This window comes from Burkholderia sp. S-53, from assembly GCF_025560745.1.
GTDB classification, from domain to species: domain Bacteria; phylum Pseudomonadota; class Gammaproteobacteria; order Burkholderiales; family Burkholderiaceae; genus Burkholderia; species Burkholderia pyrrocinia.
Genome location: NZ_CP090483.1, coordinates 2,804,453 through 2,821,378, shown reverse-complemented (window position 1 = coordinate 2,821,378; position 16,926 = coordinate 2,804,453). Strand labels below are relative to the sequence as shown.

Genomic DNA, 16,926 nt, shown 5'->3' with positions numbered 1-16,926 from the left:
TGACCGGAGCCGGTACAGCGGCGCCCGACCCGGTTTCGTGCGAAGCAATGCGTGAATGCCGTGCCGGCCGGTGAATCCCGACGCGGCACGCGAACAGCCAGGTGCGGCTGGATGCAGCTAGATGCAGCGCCCGCCGTCGACTTCGAGGCAGACGCCCGTGATGAATTCGGCCTCGTCGGACGCGAGGTAAAGCGCCGCGTTCGCGATGTCCTGCGGTGTCGAGAACCGGCCGAGCGGGATCGTCGCGAGGAAGCGGCGGCGGTTCTCGGGCGTGTCCTCGCAGCCCATGAACTCGGTCATCAGGCCCGTCTCGCCGAGCACGGGATTGATGCAGTTCACGCGGATGCGGTCGGCGCCGAGCTCGGCCGCGAGCGACTTGCTCGCGGTGATCATCGCACCCTTCGTGCTGTTGTACCAGACGAGGCCCGGGCGCGGCCGCACGCCGGCCGTCGACGCGACGTTCACGAACACGCCGCCGCCCTGTTTGCGGAAGTAAGGAACGAAGGTCTGCACGCACCAGAACAGGCTCTTCATGTTGACTGCGTACACACGGTTGAACTCGGCTTCCGTCACGTCGAGCACCGGCTTGTTGCGGTGCGTGGTGCCCGCGTTGTTCACGACGATCTGCACTGCATGGAAATCGTCGAGCGCGGCCTGCAGCAGCGTGTTCCAGTCGTCCTGCTGCGACACGTCGCCCGCGACCGCGATCGCCTTGCCGCCCGCGAGCGCGATCTCGCTCGCGACGCGTTCGGCCGCCGCGCCGTTCAGGTCGTTGACGACGACGTTCGCGCCTTCGCGCGCGTAGGTCTTCGCGATGCCTTCGCCGAAACCCGAGCCGCCGCCCGTGACGATGGCCGTCTTGCCGCTCAACCGCATGGTGTGTCTCCTGTGCTGGTTATGAGAGTCGTCGTGTTTCGTTTCGCGATTCGGCCGGCTGCTGCCGGCCGCGTGTCGCGTGTCGCGCGTTCAGCCGTGCCGGATCGCGATCGTCTTCAGCGCGGTGAAGCCGTACAGCGCCTCGAAACCTTTTTCTCGGCCATGGCCCGAGTGACCGACGCCGCCGAACGGCAATTCGACGCCGCCGCCCGCGCCATAGTTGTTGATGAACACCTGGCCCGCGCGCAGGCGCCGCGCGAGACGCATCTGGCGCGCGCCGTCGCGCGTCCAGATGCCCGCGACGAGGCCGTACGGCGTGCCGTTCGCGAGTGCGACGGCTTCGTCTTCGTCGACAAAGCGCATCGCGGCGAGCACGGGGCCGAACACTTCCTCCTGCGCGAGCCGGTGCGACGGCGGCACGTCGCGCAACAGCGCGGGCGCCTGGTAGAAGCCGCTTTCGGGCGCGTCGGCGACGACCTGCCCATGCGCGGCCATCGGAATGCCGTCGTGCTGCGCGTCGGACAGGAAATCCCACACGCGCTGCTGCTGCTTCGCGTTGATCAGCGGGCCGCAGTCGAGGTCGGCGCGGCTCGGGCCGACGCGCAGCCCGTTGAACGCGGTGGCGAGGCGCTCGACGAGCGGCTCGTAGACCGCGCGCTCGATCAGCACGCGGCTGCCGGCCGAGCAGGTCTGGCCGCCGTTCTGCACGATCGCCGATACGAGCACGGGCAGCGCCGCTTCGAGATCGGCATCGGCGAACACGATCTGCGGCGACTTGCCGCCGAGTTCGAGCGTGACGGGCACGTGGTTCTCGGCTGCCATCTGCGTGACCAGCTTGCCGGTGGCCGGCGAACCCGTAAACGAGATGTGGTTGATGCCCGGATGGCGCGCGAGCGCTGCGCCGGCTTCATGGCCGTAGCCGGTGACGATGTTGAGCGCGCCGGCCGGCAGCCCGGCCTCGGCGGCCAGCTCGGCGACGCGCAGCACGGACAGGCACGCATCCTCGGCCGGCTTGACGACGCACGCGTTGCCGGCCGCGAGCGCCGCGCCGACGCTGCGCCCGAAGATCTGCATCGGGTAGTTCCACGGCACGATGTGGCCCGTGACGCCGTGCGGCTCGCGCACCGTCAGCACCGTATAGCCGGCCTGATAGGGGAGGGTTTCGCCGTGCAGCTTGTCGGCGGCGCCCGCGTAGAACTCGAAGTAGCGCGCGAGCGCCGCCGCGTCGGCGCGCGCCTGCTTCAGCGGCTTGCCGGTGTCGCGCGCCTCGATCGCCGCGAGTTCCTCGATGGAATCGGCCACGCGCGCCGACAGCCGCATCAGCACGCGGCCGCGCGCGGCGGCGCTCGCGGCGCCCCATGCGCCCGCGAATGCGTCGCGGGCCGCGGCGACCGCGCGCTCGATGTCGGGCGCGGTGCCGCGTGCGATCGTCGCGAATGGCTGGCCGTCGGACGGATCGACGACCGCGATCGTTTCCAGTTGCGCGGGCAACGTCCATTCGCCCGCGATGAAGTGCTTCGCCTCTTCCATGCCTGCTCCCGTCGACTCGATGTCGACCGGACTTGGCGCTTCAGCGCTTAGTCCGGTCCCATGCAAAGCTGTTGGCGCTTCAGCGCTTACTCGGGTCCCATGCTTCGCGGTCCCATCCAACGCCGCCGGTGGATCGACGGCCGGACATCCGGAACGATTATCGCGCCGATCGTCATCCGGACGCCACCGGTCGATTGGCTATAATGGCGCATTCCGTTGAGGGACGCCTGCGGCGGTGCATCGGCCGCGGCGCCCTGTCCCGAATTCCCATCGACCTACAGAGAGCGCTCATGAGCTTCAATCATGTTCCGGCCGGCAAGGACCTGCCGCAAGATTTCAACGTGATCATCGAGATTCCCGCGCAAAGCGATCCGGTGAAGTACGAGGCGGACAAGGAGCTGGGCCTCCTCGTCGTCGACCGCTTCATCGGCACGGGCATGCGCTATCCGGTGAACTACGGCTACATCCCGCAGACGCTGTCGGGCGACGGCGATCCGGTCGACGTGCTGGTGATCACGCCGTTCCCGCTGCTGGCCGGCTCGATCGTGCGTTCGCGCGTGCTCGGCATGCTGCAGATGACCGACGAGTCGGGCGTCGACGCGAAGCTGGTCGCGGTGCCGCACGACAAGATCTGCCCGATGACGGCGAACCTGAAGTCGATCGACGACGTGCCCGAGTACCTGAAGGACCAGATCAAGCACTTCTTCGAGCAATACAAGGCGCTCGAGAAGGGCAAGTGGGTGAAGGTCGAAGGCTGGGCCGGCATCGAAGCCGCGCACAAGGAAATCACCGACGGCGCTGCGAACTACAAGAAGTAAGCGGCGCGCCGGCCCGACGGCCGGTTCGTGCGAAACGCAAACCGCGCGTGTCTCGTCAGGAGGCCGCGCGGTTTTGTTTTGCGCGCGCGCTTTTCTTGCTTGCGGAAGGGGAGGCGGGCACGGGCGGCGTGGTGGTATTCGGTGCGTCCTTCGCGCGTTTGGCGCGGCGACGGGCAACGGAGACTTCGGTGGCTTCGGCGGCTTTCGTGGCCGACGGACGACGGCGAGCCGGTGCGGGAGCGAGGGCGTCGTGTCCGTCCGTGACGGGTTTGCTGCGGGCTGCGGACGCTTTTCTTTTCGACGACGGCGACGCGGCCTGCTGGTCTATTTTTGCCGGCGTGCCGCGTGACGAGGTCTTTTTTACGACCGCATCGCCGCCGCTTTTCGCGCGCTTCGCGATCGGCGCGGCTTGTTCCGCCTTCGGAGCCTTGGCAGCTTGTCGGGGCTTCGCGGTTTTCTCAGACTTGATGGCTTTCTCGGCTTTCTCGGCTTTCTCGGCTTTCTCGGCTTTCTCGGCTTTCCCGGTTTTCTCAGCCTTCTTGGCGGCCTTTTCCGTTTCAGCCATCTTCGTCGCGCTATCGACGTTCTCCGTCTTTGCCTTCACCTTCTTCCGCCCGCGCGCGCCCGCCTTCAACCCGGCAACCTCACTGCTCCCGTCGACGATCACCCCCGCCGGCAGCACCGATTCCAGTGTCCGCAACCCTGCAGCCAGCTCACGCTTCTGCGCGGGCGTGAGCCGCTTCACCCAGTATTCGGCGCGCGACGCGCTCGACCGGTCGGGCAGCGGAAACGACGCGAGCACCGCGCGCGGCTTGCGCGAGCGCGTGTAGCGCGCGCCTTTGCCGGCCGCGTGTTCGTCGAAGCGCGCGACGACGTCGGTCGTGATGCCCGTGTAGACGCTGTCGTCGGCGCATTCGATCAGATACAGAAACCAGGACATGGCAGGGCGGCGGGATGAGAAGCCGCCAGTGTCTCAGAAAAGTCGCGCGTCATCGCAGTCCGTCGCCGTGCCCGTCGCGGAAGCGGCTCGGCGCCGCGCCGAGTTCGCGCGTGAAGAAGCGCGTGAACGCGCTCGTCGAACGGAAGCCGACGCGCACGCCGATCTCGCCGATCGGCAATTGCGTATTCAGCAGCAGGTCGCGCGCCTCGCCGAGCCGCGCCTGCGCGACGAGCGCGTGGAAGCCGACCGCTTCGCGATGCAGCCGTCGGCGCAGCGTCCAGCGCGACATCGCGAAACGTGTGCACACATGCTGCATCAGCGTGTCGGTCGGCACGTCGGCATCGTCGGAGGTACGCAGCCAGTCGCGCACGCATTGCTCGACGGACGAGCCGAACGTCGAGCGCACGCGAACCCGGTCGCGCGCGGCGTCCGCCGCGTGGCGCTGGATGCCGGCGAGCGGCGCGTTGTAGCGCTCGAACGGCGTGTCGAAGTGCGCGGAGCGCAGCACGATGCGGTTGTGCGCGGCGTCGAACGACACCGGCGCGCCGAGCATGTCGCGCAGCGCGGCCGCGGGCGCGAACGCTCGGCCGGCAAATTCCGCGTCGTCCACGCGCACGTGCGGATCGTACAGGCGAGCGAGCGCCGCGAGGATTGCGAGGTTCGCGAGCGCGCTGCCCGCGTGCCGGCCATCTCCTTCGTTCACGTATTCGAGCGCGATCGCATCGCCGTTCTCGTGCGCGAAGATCCAGTCGACGTTGCCGATCAGCTCGCGATAGTGCAGGTAGCCGTGCAGCGCGTCGCGCAGCGTTGCCGCGTTGCACGTGACGCCCGCGAGCTCCGGGAACGGCACGAGCCACGGCACGGCCTGCGGCGGCGAGCGGTACCAGGACAGCGGCCACGCGCTCGTCAGCCGCATCGCGGCGACGTGCCGGTCGCCCGCGATGCGGCGCGTGTCGTCGGCGAGTTCGGCCGGCCCGATGCCAAGCGTCTCGTATAGCGGCGCGATGTCGATGCCGTTCGCGCGCGCGTCTTCGCACAGCCAGCGGTAGATCCGGACGGATACCGATTTCTGTCGCAACTCCATGTCTGTCTCCCTGTCGTCATGCCGTTCGGGTTTGTCCCCGCTGCGAGAGGTCAACGCATGCTCCTGCCGGTCAAGCGTGGTGACCGGTCGATTTTTAGACTCGGACGCTGGAGTGTGGCGACCAGTACAACAGATCGATTCAGGAGGATCAATGAAAACTTCGCTGTTCCGGTGTTCGACAATTGCGTCCGCGTGCGCGCTCACGATGGTGCTCGCGTCGTGCGGCGGCGACGACATCCAGCCGGGGGCATCCACGTCGGTCGACGCGGATGCCGTGGCCGACCAGCGCGCGGCCGCGCTGGTCGCGCAACTGACGACCGACGAAAAGCTGCAGCTCGTGCACGGCACGGGCCTGCCCGCGCTCGACCTGGGCGGGCCGTTTCCGGCCGACGCGCTGAACGGCGCGAGCTACATTCCGGGCGTGCCGCGGCTCGGCATTCCGGGCGTCAGCAGCGCCGATTCGGCGGGCGGCGTGAACGTGAAGAATGCGCGCGTGACGGCACTGCCCGCGCCGGTCGCGCTCGCGGCGACGTGGGACCCGGCGCTCGCGGGCACCTACGGCACGCGCATCGCGCTCGAATTGCGCGCGCTCGGTTTCGCGGAAGGGCTCGGCGGCGGCGTGAACCTCGCGCGCGAGCCGCGCAACGGCCGCACGTTCGAATACATGGGCGAGGATCCGGTGCTCGCGGGCACGCTGAGCGGCGCGCGCACGCAGGCGACACAGGCGCAGAAGGTGATCGCGACGATCAAGCATTTCGCGTTCAACGACCAGGAAACCAACCGGATGACGATCGATTCGGTCGTCGACGAACGGACCATGCGCGAGGCCGAGCTGCTCGCGTTCGAGATCGGCGTGAAGGACGGCCAGCCGGGCAACGTGATGTGCTCGTACAACAAGCTGAACGGCGTCTATGCGTGCGAGAACCCGTATCTGCTGACGACGGTGCTGAAGAACGAGTGGGGCTTCAAGGGCGTCGTGCAGTCGGACTGGGGTGCGACGCACTCGACGGTCGCGGCCGTGCAGGTGGGGCTCGACGAGGAACAGCCGGGCGCGGCCGACGACGGCAACGCGCCGCTCGGCTCGTACTTCAATACGAAGCTGCGCGCGGCGCTGCAGGCCGGCAGCGTGTCGGTCGCGCGGCTGAACGACATGGTGCAGCGCAAGCTGCGCACGCTGATCCGCATCGGCGTGATGGACGCGCCGCCGAAGGCGGGCGGTGCGATCGACGAAGCTGCAGGCAACGCCGATGCGCTCGCGATCGCGCGGCAATCCGCGGTGCTGCTGAAGAATGCGGTCGCGCCCGGCGATGCGCAGGCCGTGTTGCCGCTGGCGGCCGGCACGCTCAAGTCGGTCGTCGTGATCGGCGGGCATGCGGACGTGGGGGTGCTGTCGGGCGGCGGCTCGGGCGCGGTGCCGGCGATCGACGGCAATGCGGTGACGACCTGCCAGCAGCCGGCCGATACGCTGTTCGGCGGCTGCGCGACCTGGTACAAGTCCGCGCCGCTCGCGGCGATCCGCGCGAAGGCGCCGAACGCATCGGTCAGCTATCTCGACGGGACGGACGCAAACGCCGCCGCGACCGCGGCCGCGCAGGCCGATGTCGCGATCGTGTTCGCGACGCAGTGGCAGACGGAAGGGCTCGACCTGGCGAGCCTGTCGCTGCCCGATGCGAAGGCCGATCCGTACAACCAGCAGTACGACCAGAACGCGCTGATCGCGGCGGTCGCGGCGAAGGCGAAGCGCGTGATCGTCGTGCTCGAGAACGGCAGCCCCGTGCTGATGCCGTGGCTCGCGAACGTGCACGGCGTGCTCGACGTGTGGTATCCGGGCGTGCAGGGCGGCCAGGCGATCGCGGACCTGCTGTTCGGCGACGCGAACCCGTCGGGCCGGCTGCCGCTGACGTTCCCGAAACAGGAGGCCGACCTGCCGCAACAGGCGATCGACCCGGCGAGCCAGCAATCGGTCTATGCGGAAGGCCTCGCGTACGGCTATCGCTGGTTCGACGCGAAGGCGATCGAGCCGCTGTTCCCGTTCGGCTACGGGTTGTCGTACACGACGTATGCGCTTTCCGCGATGACCACGCGGGCCGACGCATCGGGCAACGTGACGGTCGGGGTGACGGTGACGAATACAGGCGCGCGCGCCGGCGTGCAGACGGTGCAGGTCTACGCGGCGTTGCCCGCGTCGCTCGGCGAACCGCCGAAGCGGCTGGTCGGCTGGACCAAGGTCGCACTGCAGCCGGGCGAGGCGCGCACGGTCAGCGTGGCGATTCCGTCGCAGCGTTTCTCGACCTGGGACGTGAGCACGCATGCATGGCGGGTGAATGCGGGCAGCTATACGCTCACGGCCGCCGCGTCGTCGCGCGATCCGCAGGCGCTGTCTCAGGCGGTGTCGCTCGCGGCGCGCTGACCGGCCGCGTGATGCGCCGGGTCGGCGCGGGGCTGCGCCCGGGCCGGCCCGGTGCCGAAGTTGCCCGATGCGGGCCGGCACACGAGCCGCCTCGCGCTACTCGGTGCCGCGCCGGAACGGATCGTGTTCGCGCAGTTCGTCGACGTACGCGTGGATATGCTCGGTCTCGCGTTCGAGAAAGCGCGCGACTGCATCCGAGAACGCCGGGTGTGCAAGCCAGTGCGCGGAGTGCGTGACGGTCGGCAGGAAACCGCGCGCGAGCTTGTGCTCGCCTTGCGCGCCGCCTTCGAACGTGTCGAGCCCGGCCTCGATGCAGAATTCGAGCAACTGGTAGTAGGCCGTTTCGAAATGCAGGCAGGGCACGTGCTCGAGCGCGCCCCAGTAGCGGCCGTACAGCGTGCCGCCGCCGCGCTCGCCGCGCCGGTAGACGGCGAGCGCACTCGCGATCGGTTTGCCGTCGGCTTCCGCGATCACGAGCAGCAGGTTCTCGGGCATCGTCGCGCCGATCGTGCGGAAGAAGTCGAGGTTCAGGTACGGGCTCGAAAAGTGTTCGCGATAGGTCTGCCGGTAGCAGCGCGAGAAGAAGCGCCAGTCGGCGTCGGTGATCCTGTCGCCGGTCAGCCGCCGGAACGTCACGCCCGCATCGTGCACCTTGCGCCGCTCCGCGCGGATGTTCTTGCGCTTCTTTTGCTCGAGCGTGGCGAGGAAATCGTCGAAGTGGCGGTAGCCGTCGTTGAGCCAGTGAAACTGCACGCCTTCGCGCAGCATCATCCCCATCGATTCGAGCAGCCGCGCTTCGTCGCCGGTCGGGAACAGCACGTGCAGCGACGACACGTCGCTCTGCTCGGCGAATGCGAGCAGCGTGGCCGCGAGCCGGCGGCGCGCGTCGTCGTCGGCCGCGAGCAGGCGCGTGCCCTGCACCGGCGTGAACGGCACCGCGCACAGCAGCTTCGGGTAGTAGGGCAGGTCGTTGCGCTGGTACGCGTCGGCCCACGCCCAGTCGAACACGTATTCGCCGTACGAATGCTGCTTCGCATAGACGGGCGCGGCAGCGGCGAGGCGACCCGTGCGCTCGTCGGTCAGCGTGACGAAGTGCGGCGACCAGCCGGTATCGTCGACCGCGCAGCGCGCGACGTGCAGCGCGTCGAGGAATTCGTGGCGCAGGAACGGCGTCGGCTGCGCGTCGCGCGCGAGCAGCGCGTTCCATTCGTCGGCCGGCACCTCCGCGGGGGACGACAGGATGCCCGTGCGATAATCGATGCGTTCGTGTTTCAAGCGTGATTCCGTACCGTTGGATGTTGCCGGATGCGTGCCGCCGTGGCCCGCGCCCGGGTCGATTTCGTCAGCCGTTCAGGGCGCGCCGCCGGGCTGCGCCGATCCCGTCATGAAGACCCGACTCGCTCTCGCCCAGATCAACGTCACCGTCGGCGATTTCGCCGGCAACGTCGCGCGGATCGTCGCGGCCGCGCGCGCCGCGCACAACGATGGTGCGCACCTGATGGTCGCGCCCGAACTCGCGCTGTCCGGCTATCCGCCCGAAGACCTGCTGCTGCGGCCCGCGTTCTACGCGGCGGCGGCCGCCGCGCTCGATGCGCTCGCCGACGCGCTGAAGGCGTTCGACGGGCTCGCGGTGCTGGTCGGCCATCCGTTGCGCGGCGTGGGTGATGATCTGCCGGGCGGCGCTCCGTCGGGCGGCGATCCGTCGGGCGGCGATCCGCTCGCGTCAGCCGTCGATGGTAATGCAAACCGCCCGATCGAGCGCGGCGTGCCGCCCACCGACACCTTCAACGCGGTGTCGCTGATCGTCGGCGGCGAGGTCGCCGGCACCTACCGCAAGCAGGATCTGCCCAACGCCGAAGTGTTCGACGAGAAGCGCTATTTTGCGACGGACGCCGAGCCGCTCGTGTTCGAGCTGAACGGCGTGAAATACGGCGTGATCATCTGCGAGGACGCGTGGCACGCATCGGCCGCGCAGATCGCGAAGGCGGCCGGCGCACAGGTGCTGCTGATCCCGAACGGTTCGCCGTACCACATGAACAAGGAAGCGGTGCGCATCGACATCCTGCGCGCGCGGATCCGCGAGACCGGGCTGCCGATGGTGTACGTGAACCTCGTCGGCGGCCAGGACGAACTCGTGTTCGACGGCGGCTCGTTCGTGCTCGACGCGCAGGGCGCGCTCGTCGCGAAGATGCCGCAGTTCGACGAAGGGCACGCGATCGTCGAATTCGACGGCGCGCGGCCGCTGCCCGGCGCGATCGCGCCCGCGCTGTCGACCGACGCGCAGGTGTACCGCGCGCTCGTGACCGGCGTGCGCGACTACATCGGCAAGAACGGTTTTCCCGGCGTGCTGATCGGGCTGTCGGGCGGCGTCGATTCGGCGCTGGTGCTGGCCGTCGCGTGCGATGCGCTCGGGCCCGAGCGCGTGCGCGCTGTGATGATGCCGTCGCGCTTCACGGCCGACATCTCGACCACCGATGCGGCGGAGATGGCGCGACGCGTCGGCGTGCGCTACGACGAGATCGCGATCGCACCGATGTTCGACGCGTTCCGCGCGTCGCTCGCGGGCGAGTTCGCGGGCCGCGCGGAAGACGCGACGGAGGAGAACATCCAGGCGCGCATCCGCGGCACGCTGCTGATGGCGCTGTCGAACAAGTTCGGCTCGATCGTGCTGACGACCGGCAACAAGAGCGAGATGGCGGTCGGCTACTGCACGCTGTACGGCGACATGGCCGGCGGCTTCGCGGTGATCAAGGACATCGCGAAGACGCTCGTGTACCGGCTGTGCCGCTATCGCAACGAGACGGCCGACTACGTGCTGCGCGACGTGATTCCCGAGCGGATCCTGACGCGCGCGCCGTCGGCCGAGCTGCGCGAGAACCAGACCGACCAGGACAGCCTGCCGCCGTACGACGTGCTCGACGCGATCATGCGGATGTACATGGAAGAAGACCGGCCGCTCGCCGAGATCGTCGCGGCCGGCTATGCACAGGCCGACGTCGAACGCGTGACGCGGCTCATCAAGATCAACGAATACAAGCGCCGCCAGGCGCCGATCGGCATCCGCGTCACGCATCGCGCATTCGGGCGCGACTGGCGCTACCCGATCACGTCGCGTTTTACCGAGCGTCTCGACTGACCCGCGCACGGCTTACAATCGGGGTCGCGATTTTTCATCCAAACGAGCATTGAGGGACAACCATCATGAAACGCATCACCGCCATCATCAAGCCGTTCAAGCTGGACGAAGTCCGCGAAGCGCTCGCTGAAGTGGGTCTCACGGGCCTGACCGTGACGGAAGTGAAGGGCTTCGGCCGCCAGAAGGGGCATACCGAGCTGTATCGCGGCGCCGAATACGTCGTCGACTTCCTGCCGAAGATGAAGATCGAGGTGGTCGTCGCGGAAGCGCAGGTCGACCAGGTCATCGATGCAGTGATCGGCGCGGCGCGCACCGGCAAGATCGGCGACGGCAAGATCTTCGTGTCGGACGTCGAGCGCGTGATCCGCATCCGCACCGGCGAAGAGAACGAAGCGGCCGTCTGAGTAACGCATGCGTACGCGGGCCGCACGAAACCGGCCCGCCAATAAAAAACGGTGCGATACCCGGTAGGGTACCGCACCGATACGCGCCTCTCGCAGCAGCGTGGAAAGTGTTGCCGAATCGTTCTTTGGACGGCGCCTGATCAGAACAGGTGCTGGATGCCGGCGTAGACGCCGGTCTGGCTGCCGCCCGGATGCGGGTTGCCCGTCGACACGGCCGTGCCGGCGCCGTTCGCGTTCAGGCTGAAGTTGGCCGTCGAGCTGTTGCGCACCGTCGCGACCTGCATGTCGAACAGCGTGCGCTTCGAGATGTTGTACGAGCCGCCGACCGTGTAGATGTTCGCGTTGCCGCCGCCGTGGTTCGCGTTCACGTGATACACGGCCGCGATCAGCGCTGCCGCCGGCGTCGCTTGCCACGTCACGCCGCCCCAGACCTGCTGGGTGCCGGTGATACCGTTGTTGACGGCCGGGCCGCCGCTGCCGTCCGCGTGCGACGACTGGTAGGCAGCCTGCAGCTTGAACTGGCCGAGGAACACGTTCGCGCCCGCGAAGTATTCACGCGAGTAGTTGAACACGTCCGAGAAGCGGCCGTTGCTGTCGCGCGTTTCGTCGTAGATGCCGCGCAACTGGAACAGCGAGTTCGTGTAGGTGATCTGCGCGCCGGCTGCACGGCCCGGCTGGCCGGACGTCGTGTTGCCGTTGAAGCTGGTGGAGTTCGAGAACGCGAACTGGCCGTAGAAGTCGAGGCCGTAGAACTGCGGCGACTGGTACGACACGTTGTTGCTGGTCTTGTTCCAGTTGCGGCCGCGCACGAGCGATGCCGACGACCAGCTCGACTGACCCAGCGGGTCGAAGTCCCACACGCCGTTCGCGATCGCGAGTTCGCGACCGAACAGCAGCGTACCGTAGCGGTCGTTCGAGATGCCGACCGTCGCGAAACGATCCCAGATCGAGCCGGACGTGCCGAGACCGCCGGTCATCGTGTTGAACGCGCCTTCGAGGTGGAACAGGACCTTGTTGCCGCCGCCGATGTCCTCGCTGCCCTTCAAGCCCCACAGGCTGGTGCCCCAGTCGCCGCTTTCCGCGCGCACTCGGTGGCCGTCTTGCAGGCCGTTCATGTACTCGATGCCTGCATCCAGGCGGCCATACAGCGTGACGCTGCTCTGCGCGTGCGCCGTTACCACCCCAGCAGCCATCAGCGCGGCCGCGACCAAAGCTTTCTTCATCATCTCCTCCATACCCTGTCAAAAAGTCAACCCAGACTGCATGAGATGCCCGGAGCGCGAGCGCCGGGCAAAAGCGGGATAACCAGGGAGACCTCGTGCAGGGCCGGTAAGCGCAGCACGCGGGCAAGCGGACGGAAAACCGTTGAGCGGTCCCGCGCAGCCGGGTCGGCCTGCGGGGTCTCCTTGTAGTGTCGTGAAGCTAAACTACATTTCACGAACTTCGTTTTGCTACTTTGGTTACTAATTTAGCAAAAATACAATTTTGTGGCGATGGAAATCGTTGTTTGACTAACACCTGTCGTCAATTTGCCATGCAACACAGTGCGCAACAGGTGCCATAAGGGTTCGCAACTACCGGAAAACCCTTGTCGCGCAAGGGAGACACGAATTCCGCGAGCATGGGTCAAGGATTGCCACTATTGACGTTGCCGGGGCGTGGGCGTAGGCGCGAGAGAGGCTAAATCGGTAAGTATTTCGTAATGAATTGGCGGCCGCCGGATGCCGCTGTCCAGTGCCTGCAACGCCCGTCGCGCAAGGCGCACGGCCGCTGCGCGCCGAGTTCAGCCGGGGCCCGGCCGTGCGTCGAGCAGTTGCGCGCGAATCCAGCGGTGCGCGTCGGTGCGTGCGTGCTTCGCGTGCGAGTAGACCTTCACCGTGTAGCGCGGGATTTCGAACGGCGCGGGGAAGATGCGGATCGGCGCTGCGTGCCGCAGCGCCTGCGCGGCGCGGTTCGGCACGGTCATCAGGAGTGCGGATTCCGCGATCACGAACGGCGCAGCGAGCACGGTCGGCAACTGCACGGCGACCTGCCGCGCGAGGCCGAGCCGGTCGAGCACGTAGTCGACGACGCCGCGCGATTCGTTCCACGGCGTGACGACCACGTGGCGTGCCGCCAGGTACTGGTCGAGCGTCAGCCGCCGGCGGATGTCCGGATGCGCGGCGCTCGCGATCACGACGTAGTCGTCGGAGAACCAGTCGAAATCCTCGATGCCCGGCGTGTCGGCCGTCGATTCCTCGTGGTAGCCGAGCGCGAAATCGATGCGGCCGGCCGCCAGCTCGTCGACGGAAATCTTCCGGTCGGAATGCACGACGCGGATCCGCAACCGTGGCGCGACGTGCTGGATGCGCGCGAGGAACGCCGGCAGTACCGCGAACGCCGTGTAGTCGGTCGCGGCGAACACGAACGTGCGGTCGCTTTGCGCGGGATCGAAGCGGCGCGCGCGGGCGAGCCCCTTCGACATCGCGTCGAGCGCGTCGCCGGCCCACGTGGCGATGTCGTCGGCGCGCACGGTCGGCTGCATCTCGTTGCCGAGGCGCACGAACAGCGCGTCGCCGATCGCGTCGCGCAGCCGCGCGAGCGCGTGGCTCAGCGCGGACGGGCTCATCGCAAGCTCATGAGCGGCTGCGGCGACCGACCGGTGGCGGTACAGCGCGTCGAACGCGAGCAGCAGGTTCAGGTCGAGACGGCGCAGGTCGGGATGCATCATGTTCAGGTCGAGATGAAGAAACTGCACTTCCTGCAGGCACCGCGCGAACGTAGCATGACGGTCTGATCGGCGCCAGCGCGGTTGTGCGGCGCCGCTTTCCGTTTCAAGTCCGGGCCGGAGGAGGGCTCAACCCGTGCAAATCGACATCCGTACCGCCACCGTCGCCGACGTGCCGCTGATCCTGCGTTTTATTACCGAGCTGGCCGTCTACGAGAAGGCGGAGCACGAAGTGATCGCGACGCCCGCGTCGCTCGAGCGCAGCCTGTTCGGCGAAGGGTCGCCGGCGCGCGCGCTGATGTGCGAGGTCGACGGCGAACCGGCCGGCTTCGCCGTGTATTTCTTCTCGTATTCGACGTGGCTTGCCCGGCAGGGGCTCTATCTCGAGGATCTGTACGTGTCGCCGCGCTTTCGCGGCGCGGGCGCCGGGCTGCGGCTGCTGAAGGCGCTCGCGCGGATCGCGGTCGAATCGGGCTGCGGGCGTTTCGAATGGAGCGTGCTCGACTGGAACGAGCCGGCGATCCGCTTCTACGAAAGCGTCGGCGCCGCGCCGCAGAGCGAGTGGGTGCGCTACCGGCTCGCGGGCGACGAATTGCGCGCGTTCGCCGACAGCGCGCCGGTGAGCGCCGCGTAAACGCAAAACGGGCGCCGCGCGGCGAACCGCGGGCGCCCGTTCGGGGGCCGTGCGTTACTTGAGGCTGCCCGACAGGAAGCCGCGCAGGCGTTCGCTCTTCGGGTTGGCAAACACCTCGGCCGGCACGCCTTCTTCCTCGACGCGGCCCTGGTGCAGGAACATCACGTGGTTCGACACGTTGCGCGCGAAACCCATCTCGTGCGTGACGACGATCATCGTGCGGCCTTCCTCGGCGAGCTTCTGCATCACCTTCAGCACTTCGCCCACGAGTTCCGGGTCGAGCGCCGACGTCGGTTCGTCGAACAGCATCACGTCCGGATGCATCGCGAGCGCGCGCGCGATCGCGACGCGCTGCTGCTGGCCGCCCGACAGGTGCGACGGATACTGCTTCTCGACGCGCGGCGCGAGGCCGACCTTCTCGAGATACGTGCGCGCGCGGTCCTCGGCTTCCTTCTTCGGGATGCCGAGCACGTTCACGGGCGCTTCCATCACGTTCTCGATCACGTTCATGTGCGACCAGAGATTGAAGTGCTGGAACACCATCGACAGCTTGGTGCGCACGCGCTGCAACTGCTTCGGATCGGCCGCGCGCAGCGCGCCGGCCTTGTCGAGGGCGGTGCGGACTTCCTCGCCGTCGACGAAGATGCGGCCGGCGTTCGGCTGTTCGAGGAAGTTGATGCAGCGGAGCATCGTGCTCTTGCCGGAGCCGGACGAGCCGATCACGCTGATCACGTCGCCCGAGTTCGCCTTCAGCGACACGCCCTTGAGCACCTCGTTGTCGCCGTACCGCTTGTGCAGATCGTCGACGAAAAGCTTCTGAGTCTGGGAATTCATCAATAGTCCTGCGAAAACTTACTTGCCTTGCGGGCGCAGATACGCGAGCCAGCGGCGCTCGGCCTGGCGGAACAGCCACACGAGCGCGAACGAGATCACGAGATAGAGCAGGGCGGCGATGCCGAACGCATGGAACGACATGTAGGTCGCCGAGTTCACGTCGCGGGCGATCTTCAGGATGTCCGGCACGGTCGCGGTGAATGCGACCGTCGTCGCGTGCAGCATCAGGATCACTTCGTTGCTGTACAGCGGCAGCGCGCGGCGCAGCGCCGACGGCAGGATCACGCGGCGATACATCGTGAACGGCGTCATCCCGTACGCGCGCGCGGCTTCGATCTCGCCGTACGACGTCGCCTTGATCGCGCCCGCGAAGATCTCGGTGGTATATGCGCAGGTATTCAGCGTGAACGCGAGCAGCGTGCAGTGCATCCCGTCGCGGAAGAACGCATCGAGCATCGGCGTGCCGCGCACGGCCTGCAGGCTGTAGAGGCCCGTGTAGCAGAGCAGCAGCTGCACGTAGAGCGGCGTGCCGCGGAACACGTACGTGTAGAGCCACACGGCGCTCGACAGCCACTTCTTCTTCGACACGCGCGCGACCGCGAGCGGTATCGACAGGCAGAAGCCGAGGCCGATCGACACGACGAGCAGCCACAGCGTGATCGCGACACCGGTGATGCGATAGCCGTCGGTGTAGAGATAGTTGCGCCAGTATTCTTGGATGAGTTCGATCATAGGTCAGCCTTGCGGACACCGGTCGAGTAGCGCTTTTCGAGCCACATCAGCACGAAGTTCGAGATCGTCGTGATGGCGAGGTAGACCGCTCCCGCGATCAGCGTGAAGAAGAAGAACCGCAGCGTGCCCTTGCCGGCGTCCTGCGACGCCTTCACGACGTCGGCCAGGCCGATGATCGACACGAGCGCGGTCGACTTCACGAGCACCTGCCAGTTGTTACCGATGCCCGGCAGCGCGAAGCGCATCATCTGCGGGAACATGATCCGCGTGAACACCTGCCAGTTCGTCATCCCGTACGCGCTGCCGGCCTCGAGCTGGCCGCGCGGCACCGACAGGAACGCGCCGCGGAACGTCTCGGTGAAGTACGCGCCGTAGATGAAGCCGAGCACGAGCACGCCGGCGAGGAACGGGTCGATGTCGATCTGGTCCCAGCCGAGCGCGTCGGTCGCGATGTTCAGCCAGATCTGCAGGCTGTAGAACAGCAGCAGCATCAGCACGAGGTCGGGCACGCCGCGGATCAGCGTCGTGTAGACGGTGCCGACGCCGTTCGTCACGCGGTTGCGCGACAGCTTCGCACCGGCGCCGAGCAGACCCAGCAGGAACGACAGCGCAAGCGAAAGCACCGCCAGTTTGACGGTTTGCCAGGTGCCTGCGAGGATCAGCGGGCCGTAACCTTGTAGAAACATATGTGGTCCTTGACGGCGCACGCAGTGCACCGCGAAAGACGCGTCCGCCAAGCTGCGCGGAACGCCCCGTGCGTATCATGACCGTCCGCCCCGGCAAGGGTGCCGGGCCAGCCCGTCGCGCGAGCGGCGGGCAAG

General features: G+C 67.5%; 15 protein-coding genes. 5 read left to right on the top strand and 10 right to left on the bottom strand.

Going from position 1 to position 16,926, the window contains the following annotated elements:
• Positions 1 to 117: 117 nt before the first annotated feature.
• Together LXM88_RS18115 and LXM88_RS18110 are read right to left on the bottom strand one after the other, a co-directional pair.
• Positions 118 to 876 carry an SDR family oxidoreductase gene (locus tag LXM88_RS18115; protein ID WP_262535566.1) on the bottom strand — a complete coding sequence of 253 codons (759 nt, stop codon included), beginning with the start codon at positions 874 to 876 and terminating at the stop codon, positions 118 to 120.
• A 90-nt stretch (positions 877 to 966) separates the two neighbouring features.
• Positions 967 to 2,406: an aldehyde dehydrogenase family protein gene (locus tag LXM88_RS18110; RefSeq protein ID WP_262535565.1), complete on the bottom strand. Its 1,440-nt coding sequence runs from the start codon at positions 2,404 to 2,406 to the stop codon at positions 967 to 969.
• A gap of 290 nt (positions 2,407 to 2,696) precedes the next feature.
• On the opposite strand from LXM88_RS18110, the gene ppa reads away from it, so the two are divergent.
• Complete coding sequence (gene ppa / locus LXM88_RS18105; protein ID WP_034178734.1) at positions 2,697 to 3,224, top strand: inorganic diphosphatase; 528 nt, start codon at positions 2,697 to 2,699, stop codon at positions 3,222 to 3,224.
• Positions 3,225 to 3,279: 55 nt separating this feature from the next.
• Here ppa and LXM88_RS18100 read toward each other — a convergent pair whose 3' ends face one another.
• A complete protein-coding gene (locus LXM88_RS18100) occupies positions 3,280 to 4,164 on the bottom strand; it encodes a GIY-YIG nuclease family protein (protein ID WP_262535564.1) in 885 nt (294 codons plus the stop codon).
• A 49-nt stretch (positions 4,165 to 4,213) separates the two neighbouring features.
• Positions 4,214 to 5,248 (bottom strand): helix-turn-helix transcriptional regulator, encoded by a 1,035-nt coding sequence (locus LXM88_RS18095; RefSeq protein WP_262535562.1) that lies wholly within the window; start codon positions 5,246 to 5,248, stop codon positions 4,214 to 4,216.
• A gap of 151 nt (positions 5,249 to 5,399) precedes the next feature.
• Here LXM88_RS18095 and LXM88_RS18090 point away from each other — a divergent pair, with 151 nt between their 5' ends.
• The gene (locus tag LXM88_RS18090) at positions 5,400 to 7,658 is read left to right on the top strand and encodes a glycoside hydrolase family 3 C-terminal domain-containing protein (protein ID WP_262535561.1); all 2,259 of its coding nucleotides are present in this window, start codon (positions 5,400 to 5,402) and stop codon (positions 7,656 to 7,658) included.
• A 96-nt stretch (positions 7,659 to 7,754) separates the two neighbouring features.
• On the opposite strand, the gene LXM88_RS18085 is transcribed toward LXM88_RS18090, so the two are convergent.
• Positions 7,755 to 8,933, bottom strand: coding sequence for a GNAT family N-acetyltransferase (locus LXM88_RS18085; RefSeq protein WP_262535560.1), 1,179 nt, complete (start codon positions 8,931 to 8,933; stop codon positions 7,755 to 7,757).
• A 109-nt stretch (positions 8,934 to 9,042) separates the two neighbouring features.
• Here LXM88_RS18085 and LXM88_RS18080 point away from each other — a divergent pair, with 109 nt between their 5' ends.
• Positions 9,043 to 10,794, top strand: a complete 1,752-nt coding sequence (locus tag LXM88_RS18080) for an NAD+ synthase (RefSeq protein ID WP_262535559.1) — start codon at positions 9,043 to 9,045, stop codon at positions 10,792 to 10,794.
• 65 nt (positions 10,795 to 10,859) lie between these two features.
• Entirely contained in the window at positions 10,860 to 11,198 is a 339-nt protein-coding gene (locus LXM88_RS18075; RefSeq protein ID WP_006398637.1) for a P-II family nitrogen regulator, read from the top strand.
• Between the two features lie 140 nt (positions 11,199 to 11,338).
• On the opposite strand, the gene LXM88_RS18070 is transcribed toward LXM88_RS18075, so the two are convergent.
• Both LXM88_RS18070 and LXM88_RS18065 read right to left on the bottom strand, forming a co-directional pair.
• Complete coding sequence (locus LXM88_RS18070) at positions 11,339 to 12,424, bottom strand: porin (protein WP_262535473.1); 1,086 nt, start codon at positions 12,422 to 12,424, stop codon at positions 11,339 to 11,341.
• 557 nt (positions 12,425 to 12,981) lie between these two features.
• Complete coding sequence (locus LXM88_RS18065; RefSeq protein ID WP_262542874.1) at positions 12,982 to 13,908, bottom strand: LysR family transcriptional regulator; 927 nt, start codon at positions 13,906 to 13,908, stop codon at positions 12,982 to 12,984.
• 133 nt (positions 13,909 to 14,041) lie between these two features.
• On the opposite strand from LXM88_RS18065, the gene LXM88_RS18060 reads away from it, so the two are divergent.
• Positions 14,042 to 14,539, top strand: a complete 498-nt coding sequence (locus tag LXM88_RS18060; protein WP_262535472.1) for a GNAT family N-acetyltransferase — start codon at positions 14,042 to 14,044, stop codon at positions 14,537 to 14,539.
• A 54-nt stretch (positions 14,540 to 14,593) separates the two neighbouring features.
• On the opposite strand, the gene LXM88_RS18055 is transcribed toward LXM88_RS18060, so the two are convergent.
• From LXM88_RS18055 to LXM88_RS18045, 3 genes are read right to left on the bottom strand one after another with little or no spacing between them, the layout of a single operon-like run.
• Positions 14,594 to 15,373, bottom strand: coding sequence for an ABC transporter ATP-binding protein (locus LXM88_RS18055; RefSeq protein ID WP_096471492.1), 780 nt, complete (start codon positions 15,371 to 15,373; stop codon positions 14,594 to 14,596).
• Between the two features lie 18 nt (positions 15,374 to 15,391).
• Positions 15,392 to 16,105 (bottom strand): ABC transporter permease, encoded by a 714-nt coding sequence (locus LXM88_RS18050; RefSeq protein ID WP_262535470.1) that lies wholly within the window; start codon positions 16,103 to 16,105, stop codon positions 15,392 to 15,394.
• Positions 16,102 to 16,791: an ABC transporter permease gene (locus tag LXM88_RS18045; protein ID WP_124452854.1), complete on the bottom strand. Its 690-nt coding sequence runs from the start codon at positions 16,789 to 16,791 to the stop codon at positions 16,102 to 16,104. Before LXM88_RS18045 ends, LXM88_RS18050 begins: the two co-directional genes overlap by 4 nt.
• Between the last annotated feature and the right edge of the window lie 135 nt (positions 16,792 to 16,926).